17 protein-coding genes and 1 pseudogene are annotated in these 14,943 nt (G+C 61.7%); 12 read left to right on the plus strand and 6 right to left on the minus strand.

The window, feature by feature from the left end; translation table 11 throughout:
- Positions 1–95: 95 nt before the first annotated feature.
- The 6 genes and pseudogenes from APH28_RS26660 to APH28_RS26680 all read left to right on the plus strand — a co-directional run bounded on the left by APH28_RS26660 (position 96) and on the right by APH28_RS26680 (position 3,748).
- Positions 96–452 (plus strand): metalloregulator ArsR/SmtB family transcription factor, encoded by a 357-nt coding sequence (locus APH28_RS26660; protein ID WP_060513412.1) that lies wholly within the window; start codon positions 96–98, stop codon positions 450–452.
- Between the two features lie 29 nt (positions 453–481).
- Complete coding sequence (locus APH28_RS26665; protein WP_060513413.1) at positions 482–1,765, plus strand: arsenic transporter; 1,284 nt, start codon at positions 482–484, stop codon at positions 1,763–1,765.
- Between the two features lie 14 nt (positions 1,766–1,779).
- Complete coding sequence (locus tag APH28_RS26670; RefSeq protein ID WP_060513414.1) at positions 1,780–2,250, plus strand: arsenate reductase ArsC; 471 nt, start codon at positions 1,780–1,782, stop codon at positions 2,248–2,250.
- Between the two features lie 22 nt (positions 2,251–2,272).
- The gene (gene arsH, locus APH28_RS26675; protein ID WP_023048559.1) at positions 2,273–2,986 is read left to right on the plus strand and encodes an arsenical resistance protein ArsH; all 714 of its coding nucleotides are present in this window, start codon (positions 2,273–2,275) and stop codon (positions 2,984–2,986) included.
- Positions 2,987–3,063: 77 nt separating this feature from the next.
- Positions 3,064–3,183, plus strand: a pseudogene (locus APH28_RS29315) (pyridine nucleotide-disulfide oxidoreductase); the annotation flags it as partial.
- Positions 3,176–3,748 carry an arsinothricin resistance N-acetyltransferase ArsN1 family B gene (locus APH28_RS26680; RefSeq protein WP_060513415.1) on the plus strand — a complete coding sequence of 191 codons (573 nt, stop codon included), beginning with the start codon at positions 3,176–3,178 and terminating at the stop codon, positions 3,746–3,748. The pseudogene APH28_RS29315 and the gene APH28_RS26680, both read left to right, overlap by 8 nt.
- Positions 3,749–4,493: 745 nt before the next feature.
- On the opposite strand, the gene APH28_RS26685 is transcribed toward APH28_RS26680, so the two are convergent.
- Complete coding sequence (locus APH28_RS26685; protein WP_060513416.1) at positions 4,494–4,898, minus strand: DUF6632 domain-containing protein; 405 nt, start codon at positions 4,896–4,898, stop codon at positions 4,494–4,496.
- Positions 4,899–5,025: 127 nt separating this feature from the next.
- On the opposite strand from APH28_RS26685, the gene APH28_RS26690 reads away from it, so the two are divergent.
- Positions 5,026–5,310 (plus strand): hypothetical protein, encoded by a 285-nt coding sequence (locus tag APH28_RS26690; RefSeq protein ID WP_060513417.1) that lies wholly within the window; start codon positions 5,026–5,028, stop codon positions 5,308–5,310.
- Positions 5,311–5,368: 58 nt separating this feature from the next.
- On the opposite strand, the gene APH28_RS26695 is transcribed toward APH28_RS26690, so the two are convergent.
- The 4 genes from APH28_RS26695 to APH28_RS26710 form a co-directional block, all read right to left on the minus strand.
- Complete coding sequence (locus tag APH28_RS26695; RefSeq protein ID WP_060513418.1) at positions 5,369–5,881, minus strand: ProQ/FinO family protein; 513 nt, start codon at positions 5,879–5,881, stop codon at positions 5,369–5,371.
- A gap of 120 nt (positions 5,882–6,001) precedes the next feature.
- Positions 6,002–6,352, minus strand: coding sequence for a hydroxyisourate hydrolase (locus tag APH28_RS26700; protein ID WP_060513419.1), 351 nt, complete (start codon positions 6,350–6,352; stop codon positions 6,002–6,004).
- The gene (locus APH28_RS26705) at positions 6,349–6,852 is read right to left on the minus strand and encodes a nucleoside deaminase (RefSeq protein WP_060513420.1); all 504 of its coding nucleotides are present in this window, start codon (positions 6,850–6,852) and stop codon (positions 6,349–6,351) included. The genes APH28_RS26700 and APH28_RS26705 overlap by 4 nt, the downstream gene beginning before the upstream one ends.
- A gap of 61 nt (positions 6,853–6,913) precedes the next feature.
- Positions 6,914–8,251 carry a nucleobase:cation symporter-2 family protein gene (locus APH28_RS26710; RefSeq protein ID WP_060513421.1) on the minus strand — a complete coding sequence of 446 codons (1,338 nt, stop codon included), beginning with the start codon at positions 8,249–8,251 and terminating at the stop codon, positions 6,914–6,916.
- Positions 8,252–8,431: 180 nt separating this feature from the next.
- On the opposite strand from APH28_RS26710, the gene APH28_RS26715 reads away from it, so the two are divergent.
- A complete protein-coding gene (locus APH28_RS26715) occupies positions 8,432–9,346 on the plus strand; it encodes a LysR family transcriptional regulator (protein ID WP_060513422.1) in 915 nt (304 codons plus the stop codon).
- Positions 9,347–9,464: 118 nt separating this feature from the next.
- On the plus strand, positions 9,465–10,373 hold the full coding sequence (gene glsB / locus APH28_RS26720; RefSeq protein ID WP_060513423.1) for a glutaminase B: 909 nt from the start codon (positions 9,465–9,467) through the stop codon (positions 10,371–10,373).
- Positions 10,374–10,460: 87 nt separating this feature from the next.
- On the opposite strand, the gene APH28_RS26725 is transcribed toward glsB, so the two are convergent.
- Complete coding sequence (locus APH28_RS26725; protein WP_060513424.1) at positions 10,461–11,357, minus strand: homocysteine S-methyltransferase family protein; 897 nt, start codon at positions 11,355–11,357, stop codon at positions 10,461–10,463.
- Positions 11,358–11,460: 103 nt separating this feature from the next.
- On the opposite strand from APH28_RS26725, the gene APH28_RS26730 reads away from it, so the two are divergent.
- The 3 genes from APH28_RS26730 to APH28_RS26740 all read left to right on the plus strand — a co-directional run bounded on the left by APH28_RS26730 (position 11,461) and on the right by APH28_RS26740 (position 14,556).
- On the plus strand, positions 11,461–12,282 hold the full coding sequence (locus APH28_RS26730; protein WP_060513425.1) for an ABC transporter substrate-binding protein: 822 nt from the start codon (positions 11,461–11,463) through the stop codon (positions 12,280–12,282).
- Positions 12,279–13,100, plus strand: coding sequence for an amino acid ABC transporter permease (locus tag APH28_RS26735; protein ID WP_060513426.1), 822 nt, complete (start codon positions 12,279–12,281; stop codon positions 13,098–13,100). The genes APH28_RS26730 and APH28_RS26735 overlap by 4 nt, the downstream gene beginning before the upstream one ends.
- A 547-nt stretch (positions 13,101–13,647) precedes the next feature.
- Entirely contained in the window at positions 13,648–14,556 is a 909-nt protein-coding gene (locus APH28_RS26740; protein WP_060513427.1) for a DUF2167 domain-containing protein, read from the plus strand.
- Positions 14,557–14,943: the final 387 nt, after the last annotated feature.

A 14,943-nucleotide genomic window follows, 5' to 3' on the forward strand; every position in this document is an offset into this window, starting at 1 on the left:
GAGGCGGCTCTAAATATCTGCTTTACCATATATTCGAATATGCATATATTCGGGTTTCCAGATATTGGCCGTGCACGCATTCCTCAGGAGGTCACATGCGGGAAACACTGACTCCCCCCCTCGTTTTCAAATGCCTGGCTGATGACACCCGGGCCCGGATGACCCTGCTGATCGCCCGTGAAGGCGAACTCTGTGTCTGCGAACTTACCCACGCGCTGGAGCTGAGCCAGCCGAAGATCTCCCGGCATCTTGCCCATTTGCGCGAGGCTGGAATCCTGATGGATCGCCGCAAGGGTCAATGGGTGTACTACCGACTGCACCCCGAACTGCCGCAGTGGGTGGACGCGATGCTGAAGGGAGTGGTCGATGCGAACCAGGAATGGTTGAGCCTCGATGCGTTGCGCCTTGCCGAAATGGGCGAGCGGCCGCAGAGCCCTGTTGCTTGTGCTTGAGACTTCCCTTAGCTGATTGAGTTGTAGTCATGCTGATCGCATTTTTGATTTTCCTGGTGACGATCGTTCTCGTCATCTGGCAGCCCAAAGGCTTGGGCGTGGGCTGGAGCGCCGCACTGGGGGCCGTCGTGGCGCTGCTGGCGGGCATCGTGAACTTGTCCGATATCCCCGTGGTCTGGCAGATCGTGTGGAACGCTACCGCCACTTTCATCGCCGTTATCATTATCAGCCTGCTGCTGGATGAGGCGGGGTTCTTCGAGTGGGCGGCATTGCACGTGGCCCGCTGGGGCAAAGGCAGCAGCCGCAAGCTGTTCGCCTTCATCATCCTGCTGGGCGCCGCCGTCTCGGCGCTGTTCGCTAACGACGGTGCGGCACTGATCCTGACCCCAATCGTCATCGCCATGCTGCTGGCCCTGCGCTTCTCCCCGGCGGCGACGCTGGCATTCGTCATGGCGGCGGGCTTCATCGCCGATACCGCGAGCTTGCCGCTGGTGGTGTCCAACCTAGTGAACATCGTTTCCGCCGACTACTTTGGCATTGGCTTCAGCGAGTACGCCTCGGTCATGGTGCCGGTGAACCTGGTCAGCATCGCCGCCACCCTGGGAATGCTGCTGTGGTTCTTCCGCAAGGACCTGCCGCGTACCTATGAACTCGACCAACTGAAGGCTCCCGAGGCCGCTATCCGCGACAAGGCGACGTTCGTTGCCGGCTGGTGGGTGCTTGCGCTGTTGCTGGTCGGCTTTTTCGCCATCGAGCCGCTGGGCGTTCCGATCAGCGCCATCGCTGCTGCCTGTGCGCTGATCCTCTACCTGATCGCCGCGCGCGGGCACGTGATTTCTACCCGCAAGGTGCTCAAGGACGCGCCTTGGCAGGTCGTGGTGTTCTCGCTTGGCATGTACCTCGTGGTCTATGGCCTGCGTAACGCCGGCCTCACCGACTATCTGACGCAGATCCTCAATGTCTTCGCCGGCTACGGGATCTGGGGCGCATCCCTCGGGACGGGGCTGCTTGCCGCTGGCCTGTCGTCGGTCATGAACAACATGCCCACCGTGCTGGTCGGGGCCTTGTCGATCCATTCCGCCGAGGCCACCGGCATCGTGCGCGAGGCCATGATCTACGCCAACGTCATTGGCTGTGACCTCGGTCCGAAAATCACACCAATCGGCAGCCTGGCCACCTTGCTGTGGCTGCACGTGCTGGCCCGCAAGAACATCGTCATCACCTGGGGTTACTACTTCCGCACCGGCATCGTCCTGACGCTGCCGATCCTGCTTGCCACCTTGGCCGCATTGGCCATCCGCCTGAGCTTTTGAACCGGAGATACCTGATGAAAGTCTTGTTCATGTGCACCCACAACAGCTGCCGCAGCATCCTGTCCGAGGCGCTGTTCAATCACCTGGCCCCCGAGGGTATGGAAGCTGTGAGCTCGGGCAGCTTCCCAAGCGGTAAGGTCAATGAGCGGGCACTGAATACCCTGGAAGCCGCCGGTATCCCCTCCGCTGGTCTTTCAAGCAAGGCCTCGGATGCCTTCGAGAGCACTCCTCCCGACATCGTTGTCACCGTGTGCGACCGCGCTGCCGGCGAAGCCTGCCCGATCTTCTTCGGTCCATCGCTTAAAGCCCACTGGGGCCTGGCCGACCCTTCGGCGGTCACCGGGAGTGAGGCAGAAATCGAAGAAGCCTTCCAGACCACACTTGCGAAGATCGATGAGCGCGTGCGCGCCTTCATTGCGCTGCCTTTCTCGCAACTGAACCAGGACGAACTGAAAGCCGAACTTGCCCGCATCGGCGCGCTCTAGGCCTGGATCAATGGAGACCGAAATGAACGACCACCTGCCAAATGTCCAACCTGAACTGATTGATCTGCCGTCGCTGGAGCGGCTGGCGCCGAAGGATCCTTCCACACACAAACCGCGCATCCTGCTGCTGTACGGATCGACCCGCGAACGCTCATTCAGCCGCTTGATGGTCCAGGAAGCTGCGCGCCTGCTGGAAGAGTTCGGCGCCGAAACCCGTATTTTCGACCCTTCCGGCCTGCCCCTGCCGGATGACGCTCCGGACTCCCACGAGAAGGTGCTGGAACTCCGCGAGCTGATGCAATGGTCCGAGGGCCAGGTGTGGTGCTCGCCCGAGCGTCACGGCTCAATGAGTGCTGTCTTCAAGGCGCAGATCGATTGGGTACCGCTGGCCATGGGCGCCGTTCGCCCAACCCAGGGCAAGACCCTCGCCGTGATGCAGGTTTGCGGGGGCTCGCAGTCTTTTAACGTGGTGAACCAACTGCGCGTGCTTGGCCGCTGGATGCGTATGTTTACCATCCCGAACCAGTCCTCGGTGCCGAAAGCCTTCCTGGAGTTTGATGAAGCCGGGCGCATGAAGCCGTCTTCTTTCTACGATCGACTGGTGGACGTAATGGAGGAACTGACCAAGTTCACTCTCCTGCTGCGTGATCGCCAGGATTATTTGGTAGACCGCTACTCCGAGCGCAAAGAGTCGGCGGAAGAACTATCCAAGAGAGTCAATATTCGGTCTATTTGAGGTCATGAGCATGTCGCATCCTTACTCATTGAAATCGTTGCCCCATCACTCCTGACGGAGTCGTCTGGCCCAACGGTGGGGAAACCGACTGGACCGGCCTGGCCTCGGCGACATTGATCGGCGTCACCCGTACCGCGCGCAGCATAGTTAACGAAGTAGTTGAACACCTGAACAGCTTGGAGCAGCCGGATGCATAGCGGAATCGAGATTCGTGTCGCCAGACCGAAGGATGCAGAAGAGATCCAGATCATCTACGCGCCCATCGTGCTCAACACGGCTATCTCATTCGAAGAGGCAGTGCCGAGCGTGGAGCAAATGCGTGAGCGGATCGCCACGACGCTGCAAACCTACCCTTATCTGGTGGCTGTGCTAGAGGGACGGGTAGTCGGCTATGCCTACGCCAGTCAGCACCGGGCACGCGCGGCGTACCGGTGGGCGGTAGATGTGACGGTGTATGTCGCTGAGGGGCAGCGCCGCAGCGGGATTGCTCGGCAGCTCTATGACGTGCTGCTGCCGGCTCTGAAACAATTGGGATATCGTTCGGCGTATGCCGGCATTGCCTTGCCGAATGAAGGCAGTGTCGGGCTGCATGAGCGACTCGGTTTCCAGCACATCGGCACGTTTGCGCAGGTCGGATTCAAACTCGATGCTTGGCATGATGTGGGGTATTGGCGGTTTGATTTCGGTGACGAAGGCCTTCGTCCCGAGGCTCCAATGAGCTTCCTATCCCAAATTCCAATGCCACTTGGAGCGTCCCAATGAGTTTAGCTGTCTTCCGCGAAAGGCAGCTATGGGTCGAAAGCAGACGCCCGCAGCCGTTAGCTTTTCGCCCAAGCATATCGCTTCGACTGTTAAAGCAGCCAATGTGAGGTTGGGCTTTGCGTGTGCCGCTCGGGGCTATAAGCTGCAATTGTCAAACCCGATTACCTTTCCCACGAGGCAACCCTTGTCTACAGACCCGCTCTGCCTGGTATGTATACCGACGCTTGTATCACTGTTAAAAGCGGCCGAGGATCGCAAAGGCACACCGCTCAGCGAGGATGAGGTGCTTGAGATTCGAGATAATGCAACCGCGACAGCGGTGCCCTTCAGTGTCGCTTTAGCGTTGGAAAAAGAACGCGGTTACGAAGACATAGCCCCAGAAGAATGCTGGAGTGAATGGCAACGTGTACGCTCACTTATCTGAGTAACCGTACCTGGTAGTTCGAATCCAAAAAGCTTGCTAAGCCTTGCCCCTAGGTCGACTTCTATGGGGCCTGTTGCTCGATCGCGATGGCTGCTTATGACCCGTAGCTGCCATCGCCGAGCGCGGCAAACGGCCAAAAGCGAACGGCTTCGAGTGAGCTGACAATCCTGGAGGTGTGCAAGCGTATACGCAACTAGGGGCGATTCAGCGTGCCTACCAGGGGATGCCGAAACAGCAGCAGCTTCGGTGGCGTGGTGTTCGAATGCACTACTGGGCATGCTTTGTTTGGATGCATCGCTATTTCCAGATGTACGTGAGGCTTCAGTGCCCATCGTGTGTACGGGGCCGACCGGCCTGCTTGGAACGAGGCGTCAAAAAGGCCAAGGCAACCGCCACGATGAGGAGCGCAGGCACGTCACCTGCCAGGTGCCCCATTTGCTCCGGCTGGGTTACCGCCTGAACAGCCATGATTGCCCCATGTACGGCGCTGGACCATACGGCAAACCAGATAAGGCTGAGATTGGCCAGTGGATCACGTGCGGCCAGGATCAGGAACACGCCGAGTGTGGCGTAGATGCCAACAATCATCATCGGGTAGTCCGAGTGACCGATGTGCCAGGCCCAGCCGGACGGCCAGAACAGCATGAGTGGGTAGAGGGCAAGGCATGCGAGGCCTGCCAGAACCAGAACGACGCGCAGATACCTAAGGCGATCGACCAAGCTCATGACGGACTCCTCTGAAATCAGCCTGGGGGGTTGATCCGGTTAACGATTACACCTTGGGAGAGTATTGGCCAGTTCGAAGATCGCAGGCAAAATCCCAAGCCAGCTTAGTCAAGGAAGTGCTCCGGCAATGATGCCACATGATGCTTTACGGTTTACCCGCTGGGTCGCCGGCTTCTCTATCGTGACCGTGATCGTTGGCCTGATACTGGCGGTGTACGTTCTGCAATCACCCACCTCCTCGCCCGTCAACATCTCAGGCGTCTTGGCGCTCAGCGTGCTGTGGCTCACCAACTTGATCACGTTGCTGTTGAACGCGGTCTACTGGTTTATCCGCAGGTGGCCGAAATGGCTGCTGGTGACGATCGTGGTGCAGGCCGCCGTGACGGTGATGGGGCTGTTGCCACTGGTCTGATCCGAACTCAGCCCCTGCACCAGCAAACTGACTGGTACGGGGCCGAGCGCGACTGGACTTACTCCGCAGCCTGTTCCACTGCGGTATCGGCGGCAGGGGCCTGAGCAGGCGCTTTTGCCTTTGCACGATCCTTACGGCTTTTACCGCGCTGGCGCGAGGCTTGCTGCTTGGCATACAGCGCCTGGCCGGCGGTAACAACGCCCGCAGGCTGGCCATTGAGGTCCAGGCGCGGTGCGTTCTCTACCATGCTTGACCAGTAGCGGTTGCCCCGGCACCAGGTCGAGATGCCCAGCTTGAGCTGTTCACTGGTGATGCCCAGCAGCTCCAGGTGTTGCTCGGCATCCTTGAAGATGCCCTCCTTGAGCGGCACTTTGGGGGCCGGGTTTACCGGGAAGGCCAAAGGGAAGTGCTTCTGCAGTGGCCAGATCGCTTCCACGGCCGGATCCTGCTCGCGAGCCTTGGCCTGCGGGGCGGGCTTACGCTTGGGCGGGCGCGGGGTGTCGGCCTTCGCCTGCTGCTGTTTTTCAGACCGCAGGCGGTCACGTAATTCGGCTAGTTGTTCAAAACCCATCGTTAATTCACTGCTTCTACGTTGATTGCGTGACGCAAGGATAAGCCATGCAGCGCTTGTGAGCAGCAGAAAGAGGATGAATTGCTGCTGATTTAGTTACCCGCCATCGTCATACGCCTCTCAAGCGCCACCCCGGAAGCAGCTGACACCCCAGGCGGTGAGCTTGAACGGCAAGTGATAGTGCGCCTGCGCATCACCGATACCGAAGCGGTACACCAGCTCATCCAGAAAGGGTATTTCAGGCAACTGCGTACCCCCCTCACGATAAAACCGGGCCACCTGCAGACGCACTTCATACACGCCCGCTGCGAAGCGCGCGTTCAAATCAGCCAGCCCCGGCCACTGGCCGCGCGCATCGATGATGCCTTCTGCTATCGGCGCGCCGCCCGCCAGCCCGATGCTCAGGCGCAGCCCTTGCGCGGCTCGCCCACTGGCAATGTCCACCACATGCACGGAGATGCCACCGTTCATGACCAGAACCCCTGGTGGGCAGCCGCGGCCTCGTCCTCAAGCACCGGGCCATGCACCTGAACCGTGCGCTGACCGCGGGCAAATACCTCGCGGCACGGTAGCGAAAAGGTGGGATTTTCAGGGTGCGCACCGGTCAGCCCGAGCAGCGCATGCTCAGACAACGCGTACACCACCCGGCCAATGCCGGTCCAGTACACCGCGCCAGCACACATGCAGCAGGGCTCGGCGCTGGTGTACAGGGTGCAGCCTGCCAGTTGCTCCGCTGTCAGCAGCTTGGCCGCGCGGGCCGCTGCGACCAGCTCGGCATGCTGGGTCGGGTCGCCTTCGGGGGGCATGGAGTTGTTGCCGGCGCTGGCGATGATCTGGCCTTGCGCATCGGCCACGAGGGCAGCGAATGGGTGTCGGCCGCCCTGGCGCGATTGTTCGGACAGGCGGATCGACTCGCGCAGCAGGGCCAGGTCCAACTCGGACAGGTCAGCGCTGGGGCGGGTGTAAGTCATGGCGGTTACTCCTTGAACGGCAGTTGAAAGCGCGCCCAGGGGCGCGCGTGAGAATGCAGGCTCACTTGGCCAGGCGGGTTTCGATGGCGTCCTGGCTGCTGGGCTCGGCTTCACGGTTGAGCAGCAGGTTGAGCAGGATGGCGCTGACTGCGGCGAGGAAGATCCCGCTTTCCAGCACCAGCTTCAGCGGGCCGCTGACCTGTTCGAACAGCGCCGGCATCGACATCGGTAACACACCGATGCTGACCGACACCGCCACCACCAGGCCGTTGCGGGTGCCCTCGAAACGTACGCGGGCCAGTTCCTGGATGCCCGCCACCGTGGTCATGCCGAACATCACGATGGCGCAACCACCGAGCACCGGCGTCGGCACACTGGCAATCAGCGCACCCAGCTTGGGGAACAGCCCCATCAACACCATGATGGCGCCCGAGGCGGCGACCACGAAGCGGCTCTTGACCCCGGAAAGCGCGATCAGGCCGGTGTTTTGCGTGAAGGCGTTGTAAGGAAAACTGTTGAATACGCCCCCGAGCATGGTCGACAGGCCATCGGCGCGGAACGCATTGCCCAGGGTGCGCTGGTCGGTGGGCTTGCCGGTCAGTTTGCCAATGGCCAGGCAGTTGCCGGTGGTCTCGGCCATGATCACCAGCATCGCCAGCAGCATGATCAGCACCGGTGTGAAGGCGAACTGCGGCACGCCGAACGCCATCGGCGCGCTGAGTTCGAACCAGGCTGCATCGGCTACGCGGCTGAAGTCGGTCATGCCGCAGGCCGCGGCGACCACGCTGCCGGCAATCAGCCCCAGGAGCACGCTGAGGTTGCCGATAAATCCGCGAAAACGAGCGTGGATCACCAGCGTCAGCGCCACCGTGACCACACCCAGCATCAGGTTGGCCGGCTTGCCGAAGTCCGCAGTGCCTGGCTGCCCTCCCCCCAGCCAGATGGCCGCAGCCGGCATCAGCGAAATGCCGATGACGGTGATCAGGCTGCCGATCACCACTGGCGGGAAAAACCGCAGCAAACGGCTGAACAGCGGCGCGATGGCAATGGTGAGCGCACCGGCTGCGATCACCGCACCGAACACGTGAGGTAGCCCGAACTCCTTGCCAATCATGATCATCGGCGCCAGGGCAATGAACGAGCAGCCCTGGATCAGCGGCAAGCGTGCGCCGAAACGCCACAGCCCGAGGGTTTGCAACAGGGTGGCGACACCCGAGGTCAGCAGGTTGGCATTGATCAAGGTCACCACCTGGGCCTGGGTCAGCCCCAGGGCACTACCCAGGATCAGTGGCACGGCGACGGCACCGGCGTACATCACCAGCACATGCTGCAGGCCGAAGGTGAACAGCTGCCGCGCAGGCAGTATTTCGTCCACGGGGTGGATAACAGGTTGGCTCATGTCGTGAATCTCCTGAAGTGCGGCTCTTTTTATTGTTGAAGGCGCCCGGAGTGACATGCAGCGCAGGGAAGCGTGGCAGCTGTGCCGATGTCGAAGTGCAGATTCCTGTGAAATCACCGATGGAGCAAATGATTAACCATCGCTACCATCGATGGATCGATGCGTGGACAGGAGCAAGTGATGCGCTTTTCACTGGAGCAGTTGCAGGTATTCGTCAGTGCCGTGCAAGCCGGCTCGTTCTCTGCCGCTGCGCGGCGGCTGGGGCGCACGCAGTCGACCGTCAGCGCGGCCATCAGCAACCTGGAAACCGACCTGGGTGTGCAGCTGTTCGACCGCACCAGCCGCATCCCGGCCTTGACCGCGGCGGGCCATAAACTGCTCCTGCGTGCCGAGGGCATCCTTGAGCGCTGCTATGCCCTGGAGGGCAGCGCCGACAGCCTGGCCGGCCAGGTGGAAGCAGCGCTGACCCTGGCGATCGAAGTGCCCTATGGCCCGCTGATACCGCCCTTCAGGGGCTTTGACGCGGCGTTCCCTTTTGTCGACCTGTTGATCCGCCACCCGGTGCACGGCGATGTCAGCGAGATGATCCTCACCGGCGAGGCGGACCTGGGGGTGAGCTTCGCCCAGCCTGGCTACCCGTCGGAGCTTGCCTTCCAGCAGTTGGGCAAGCTGATCATGACCCACGTCTGCCACCCGCAATTCGCCTTGGCGCGGCAGTGCCCGGTCAGCTTTGCCGACCTCAACGCCCATCGCCGGCTGGCTTTTTTTGCCCATGCCGACAAGCTACCCAGCAGCGAATACCTGCGTGCCGGCCAGCTGTGGCGGGCAGAAAGCTACCTGGCGTTGGTGGAGATGGTGCGCGGCGGGCTTGGCTGGGCGACCCTGCCGCGCCAGTTGGTACAGCGCGAGCTGGAAAGCGGGCAGCTGGTGGAGCTGCAACTGGAGGCCTACCCCCACACTGACTGGCTGGTGGGGGTGGACCTGTTATGGCACCGCAAGCGCCAGCCTGGGCCGGCGGCGCGTTACCTGCGCGAGTGCCTGCAACGCAGCAAGGTGTTCGAGATGGACCGGATGGGCAAGTCAACGACCTTGTAAGGCGGCGAAGGCAGGCCACTGCGAGATTTCATTGGCGGGTGTGTGATTTCTCTTGTTCAGTCTGCGTCACAAGCGCACCCCCCTCGCTGTCGCCCGGGGACTGATAACAAGGCCTTCCATGCAAACGCTGTTGAACGAGATTCTCGACGAAGTGCGTCCTTTGATCGGCAAGGGCAAAGTGGCTGACTACATCCCGGCGCTGGCCGACGTGCCGGCGAACCAGCTGGGCATTGCCGTGTATGGCAACGATGGTAGCTACTACTGCGCAGGCGACGCCCTGGTGCCGTTTTCGGTGCAGAGCATTTCCAAGGTGTTCAGCCTGGTCCAGGCGATCGGCCACTCGGGTGAAGCCATCTGGGAGCGGCTGGGCCACGAGCCCTCGGGCCAGCCGTTCAACTCGCTGGTGCAGCTGGAGTTCGAGCGGGGGCGCCCGCGCAATCCGTTCATCAACGCTGGCGCGCTGGTGATCTGCGACATCAACCAGTCGCGCTTTGCAGCGCCCACCTTGTCGATGCGCGATTTCGTCCGCCGGCTGTCGGGCAACCCGCACATCGCGATCGACGCCAAGGTTGCCGATTCTGAGTATCAGTTCCGCGCGCGCAACGCGGCCATGGCGTACCTGATGCAGGCCTTCGGCAACTTCCACAACGAGGTCGAGACGGTGCTGCGCAGCTACTTCAGTTACTGCGCGCTGCAAATGAGCTGCCTGGACCTCGCCCGCGCCTTCTGCTTCCTGGCCAACGACGGATTCTGCAAGCACAGCGGTGAGCAGATTCTGACCCGGCGCCAGACCCAACAGGTGAACTCGATCATGGCCACCAGCGGGCTGTATGACGAGGCCGGCAATTTTGCCTACCGGGTCGGGTTGCCCGGCAAGAGCGGCGTGGGCGGTGGGATCGTGGCAATCGTGCCGGGGCAATTTACCGTGTGCGTGTGGTCGCCGGAGCTGAATGCGGCGGGCAACTCCCTCGCTGGGATGGCGGCGCTGGAGCTGCTCAGTTCGCGGATTGGCTGGTCGGTGTTCTGATTTACACGGGTTTGCTCCTTCGCAGGTAGCGGCCAGGCGAGCTGTATATCCGAGATCCCTGGAACGCCCGCCTGCACCCCGCGGCACTCACAAGTTGCGCTTGAGTTCCGCGATGTGCTCCGGGCCGATGCCGCAGCAACCCCCGATCAGGCTCGCCCCACGCGCTCGCCAATCGCGGGCCCATATCAGATAGCCCGGCGGGTCGAGGTCTTCACGCAGTTCATCCAGGCCATCGTTGGCGGTGGCTTGCTTCGGTTGCGGCGGGAAGGCGTTGGCATAAGCGCCAATGGCGATATCCGCCTGGCGGGCCTCGATCACCGAACGCGCCACATCCAGCGCCGCGCCGATCACTTCAGGCTGGCTGCAGTTGAACAGCACCGCCGCCACGCCCAGGCCCGCCACCGCTTCAATGGCGTCGGCCACCGGCTCGCCGGAACGCAGGCGCGGCACGCTGTCGACGTCTTCGTCCTGCAAGGTGAACGACACCCAGAACGGTTTGCCGTCCGCTGGCAGATGGCTGTGAATAGCCCGCACCTCGGCAATCGAGCTCTGGGTCTCTGCCAGCCACAGATCGACATGGGGCGCCAGCCCCTGCAGCAGCGGCGCCAGCACTTCAGCCACCCGCTCCGGCTGGAACAGGTCTGGCCGGTACGAGCCGAACAGCGGCGGCAACGACCCCGCCACCTGCACCGGCTGCGCACTGGCATCCGCCGCCCGACGTGCCAGCTGCCCCGCCACCGTGGCCAATTGCAGGCCCTCCTGCGCGAAACGTTCCTCACCGATATGGAACGGCACCACGGCGTAGCTGTTGCTGGTGATCACCTGCGCACCGGCGGCGATGTACGCCGCATGCACACCGACAACCGCGTCAGGCGCCTCGCTCAGGGCCAGCGCCGACCACTCGGGCTGGCGAAACGGCGCACCGCTGCGCTGCAACTCCCGCCCCATGCCACCGTCCAGAATCACCACTGCTCGCTGTGTCATATAACGTCCCTAAAGGTGCTTATGAATAAAATTCATTATGAATGAATTATTTATAACTATTTAATACATCCCATCCCGTTTTGCCAACTGTTCAGGTGTTTACATGCGCATCCCCGCCCTGCTCGGCGCGAGCCTTTTGCTGCTCGCCTCCCTCCCATCAGCGTTCGCCGGCACCACGCTGCAGCGTGTCGAGGGCAACAAGGAACTGGTGAACGTGCTGATGGAAAGCTACCCGCCGTTCTCGTTCCTCAACGACCAGAACCAGCTCGACGGCTTTGATGTGGACGTGGCCAAGGCCGTGGCGCAGAAGCTCGGCGTCAAGCTGCGCCTGGAAACCCCCTCGTGGGACGTGATTGCCGCTGGCCGCTGGAGCGGCCGCTACGACATCTGCATCTGCTCGATGACCCCGAGCAAGGCCCGCGCCGAAGTGTTCGCCTTCCCGGTGGAGTACTACGCCTCGCCCGCCGTCATCGTGGTCAACGCCAAGGATGAGCGCATCCACAGCGCCAAGGACCTGGACGGGCGCAAGGTCGGCCTGACCGCCGCCTCCAGCTATGAAAGCTACCTGAACAAGAACCTGGTGATCGAAGGCGCCGAAGACCAGCACATCGACTACCCCTTCGACGCCGTGCAGATCGCCCCCTACGACACTGACAACGTCGCCTTCCAGGACCTTGGCCTGGGTGCTGGCGTGCGCCTGGACGCCATCCTCACCAACCTGGTGACCGCCAAGCCGCGCCTGGACCAGGACAACCGCTTCAAGCTGGCCGGCGCCCCGCTGTATGAAGAGCCGAATTCGGTGGCCATCGAGAAAGGCGACCCCGAGTGGGACGCCAAGGTGCGCCAGGTGTTTGCCGAACTGAAAGCTGACGGCACGCTGGCGCAGATTTCGCAGAAATGGATCGGCGCCGACATCAGCAAATGAGCACCTACCCCCCTGCCCCCAAACCCGTGGCCCGCGCCACGGGCCTACGCTTGTTCGGCTTTCGTACCCGGCTGTACCTGACCTGGCTGGCGCTGTTCGCCCTGTTCGTGGCGTTTTTCCTCAGCTTCGATTTGAAGTTCGCGATCATCGTCGAGAAATTCCCCAACCTCGCCGGCTTCAAGCTCGGGCCCAACGGGTTTTTGCAAGGCGCCGCGCTGACCTTGTTCCTGTGCCTGTGCTCGATGGTGGTGTCGGTGGCGTTCGGCTTTGCCGCCGCGCTTGCACGCCTGTCGAACAGCGCGGTGCTGGTGGGCATCGCCAGCTTCTACACCTCGTTCTTCCGCGGCACCCCGCTGCTGATCCAGATTCTGCTCATCTACCTGGGCCTGCCGCAGCTGGGCCTGGTGCCCGGGGCCATCAGCGCCGGCATCATCGCGTTGTCGTTGAACTACGGTGCGTACCTGAGCGAGATCTTCCGCGCCGGCATCCTCGGCGTGGCTCGTGGTCAGCGCGAAGCGGCACTGGCGCTGGGCCTGCGGCCGGTGCAGATCTTCTGCAGCATCGTGCTGCCCCAGGCGATGCGGGTGATCATTCCGCCTACGGCCAACCAGTTCATCTCGATGCTCAAGGACTCGTCGCTGATCTCGGTGATGGGGGTTTGGGAGGTGATGTTCCTGGCGCAGTCGTATGGGCGCTCGAGCTATCGGTACCTCGAGATGCTGACCACGGCGGCGGTGATCTACTGGGTGTTGTCGATCCTGCTGGAGCTGGTGCAGGCACGGCTTGAGCGACACTTCGGCAAAGCCTACCAGCGCTGACCTCGCTGCAGCACCCACACTGCTGCCGTGTGGGTGCAACTGCCTCAAGCCTGACTCGGCCCCTGTAGGAGCGGCCTTGTGCCGCGAAAGGGCCGCAAAGCGGCCCCAACGATCCCAGCCCCAGCCAACCCCCTCAGATCAATCCCACAACCGAAGGACACTAACCCCGGCTCCAGCCATCACTCAGCGCCTGGCGGAATACCGTCCTTGTTCTTGTCCTTGAGCCGCGCTTTTTCCTCCTCGGTCGAGTGAGCAGGCACCTCCGATTGTTGCGGGTCTTGTTTCTGGTCTGACATGGCATAGCCCTCACAAGTGATCTTTAAACTGTGAATGCACGGACTTGCCAGTGGTTCCTCAATAAACCGTAGCGCTTGATATTTTCATCGCCAACACCGCATGGAATAGCCCCGTGGGCCGCCAGAGAGGCGTAAGTGCAATGGTATCCCGTTGCCCACGCAAAACAGTCACGAACATGAAATTCTGGCGATTGGCCAGTTCTTTCAGTTATCCTGCGCGCCCAAATTGATTCAAATTGTAAGGGACTACAATGAAACACCTGCGCCAGTTGTTGGCGGCAGTGTTGCTTTGCGCAACCACTTTGCCCGCCATTGCCGCCAGCACGCCCGCCTCTGCGCCAACCGCCAGCGAACAATCGCACCAAACCGCCGAACAATGGCTGGCCACGCTGAAGCCACAGCACGGCACCATCACCCTGCCCAGCGGCATCGCCAGCCTGCAACTCAACAATGAGTTCTACTACCTGTCGCCGGACGACACCGAGCGCCTGCTGACCGAAGGCTGGGGCAACCCACCGGGCTTCAAGACCCTCGGCATGATCATCCCGACCGCCGTCAACCCACTGGCCGACAACGGCTGGGGCGTGATCATCAGCTACAAGAACGACGGCCACATTTCCGACGATGACGCCGCCAAGATCGACTACGCCGAGCTGCTCGAGCAGATGAAGGCCGAAGACGAGGAAGACAACAAGCAGCGTCGCGAGCAAGGCTATGCCGGCCTGACCCTGTTGGGCTGGGCCGAGCCACCGAGTTACGACCAGGCGACCCACAAGATGTACTGGGCGCGCGAGTTGAAGGCCGAAGACGCCGACCAGACCACGCTGAACTACAGCATCCGCGTGCTGGGCCGCGAAGGCGTGCTGGAGCTCAACGCCGTGGCGGCGATGGCCGACCTGCAGACTATCAAGCAGGAAACGCCGAAGATCCTCGCCTTCACCAACTTCACCGACGGCAACCGCTACGCCGACTACGACGCCAAGACCGACAAGCTGGCGCCTTATGGGCTGGCCGCACTGGTCGCCGGAGGCATTGCTGCCAAGGCGGGGCTGTTCGCCAAGATTGGTGTTGCGTTGCTGGCGTTCAAGAAGTTTATCGTGCTGGGGTTGGTGGCCATTGCCGGGTTCTTCGGCAAGCTGTTCAAGCGCAAGAAAGCCTGATTCTGAGTTGGCTCACCCTTGATGGGTGGGCCACTGCCGCGATTGTTCGAGCCGGCTTATGGGGCTGAGCAGTCATATATTGTTACCCCCTCTGGCTAATAAAATCAGATTTAGCCCCTTCCTTGTAGGACCTTTCCCAAAGATACTGCCGACGCCTGTTTTTCGTTGCGGTTGTTATTTCTGAGTTTTAGGCTCGGTGGGTCGTTGCACATCAACGACCGGCTTTGACAGGCCGCGACGATATACAGCGCACAGCCGTTCATGGCGGTTGTGTATGGGGCACGTTCGCGTGCGCCGGTTTCTGTGTTCGCCGGTCTGTCAACCCATACACAGCTGCCACCATTCCGTTTGACAGCGGATTGGCGGTAGCCCCATCGAGAACACAGC

The sequence above is a fragment of the Pseudomonas sp. NBRC 111124 genome (assembly GCF_001320245.1).
Taxonomy (GTDB): Bacteria; Pseudomonadota; Gammaproteobacteria; order Pseudomonadales; family Pseudomonadaceae; genus Aquipseudomonas.

Excerpts from the sequence above, each read along its gene's own strand:
- APH28_RS26710 (WP_060513421.1), bottom strand. The coding sequence starts at position 8,251 with ATGAGCCAACCTGTTATCCACCCCGTGGACGAAATACTGCCTGCGCGG.
- APH28_RS26665 (WP_060513413.1), top strand. The coding sequence starts at position 482 with ATGCTGATCGCATTTTTGATTTTCCTGGTGACGATCGTTCTCGTCATC.
- APH28_RS26695 (WP_060513418.1), bottom strand. The coding sequence starts at position 5,881 with ATGGGTTTTGAACAACTAGCCGAATTACGTGACCGCCTGCGGTCTGAA.
- APH28_RS26715 (WP_060513422.1), top strand. The coding sequence starts at position 8,432 with ATGCGCTTTTCACTGGAGCAGTTGCAGGTATTCGTCAGTGCCGTGCAA.
- APH28_RS26680 (WP_060513415.1), top strand. The coding sequence starts at position 3,176 with ATGCATAGCGGAATCGAGATTCGTGTCGCCAGACCGAAGGATGCAGAA.
- APH28_RS26730 (WP_060513425.1), top strand. The coding sequence starts at position 11,461 with ATGCGCATCCCCGCCCTGCTCGGCGCGAGCCTTTTGCTGCTCGCCTCC.
- APH28_RS26700 (WP_060513419.1), bottom strand. The coding sequence starts at position 6,352 with ATGAACGGTGGCATCTCCGTGCATGTGGTGGACATTGCCAGTGGGCGA.
- APH28_RS26725 (WP_060513424.1), bottom strand. The coding sequence starts at position 11,357 with ATGACACAGCGAGCAGTGGTGATTCTGGACGGTGGCATGGGGCGGGAG.
- arsH (WP_023048559.1), top strand. The coding sequence starts at position 2,273 with ATGAACGACCACCTGCCAAATGTCCAACCTGAACTGATTGATCTGCCG.
- glsB (WP_060513423.1), top strand. The coding sequence starts at position 9,465 with ATGCAAACGCTGTTGAACGAGATTCTCGACGAAGTGCGTCCTTTGATC.
- APH28_RS26690 (WP_060513417.1), top strand. The coding sequence starts at position 5,026 with ATGATGCCACATGATGCTTTACGGTTTACCCGCTGGGTCGCCGGCTTC.
- APH28_RS26735 (WP_060513426.1), top strand. The coding sequence starts at position 12,279 with ATGAGCACCTACCCCCCTGCCCCCAAACCCGTGGCCCGCGCCACGGGC.
- APH28_RS26670 (WP_060513414.1), top strand. The coding sequence starts at position 1,780 with ATGAAAGTCTTGTTCATGTGCACCCACAACAGCTGCCGCAGCATCCTG.
- APH28_RS26705 (WP_060513420.1), bottom strand. The coding sequence starts at position 6,852 with ATGACTTACACCCGCCCCAGCGCTGACCTGTCCGAGTTGGACCTGGCC.
- APH28_RS26660 (WP_060513412.1), top strand. The coding sequence starts at position 96 with ATGCGGGAAACACTGACTCCCCCCCTCGTTTTCAAATGCCTGGCTGAT.
- APH28_RS26685 (WP_060513416.1), bottom strand. The coding sequence starts at position 4,898 with ATGAGCTTGGTCGATCGCCTTAGGTATCTGCGCGTCGTTCTGGTTCTG.
- APH28_RS26740 (WP_060513427.1), top strand. The coding sequence starts at position 13,648 with ATGAAACACCTGCGCCAGTTGTTGGCGGCAGTGTTGCTTTGCGCAACC.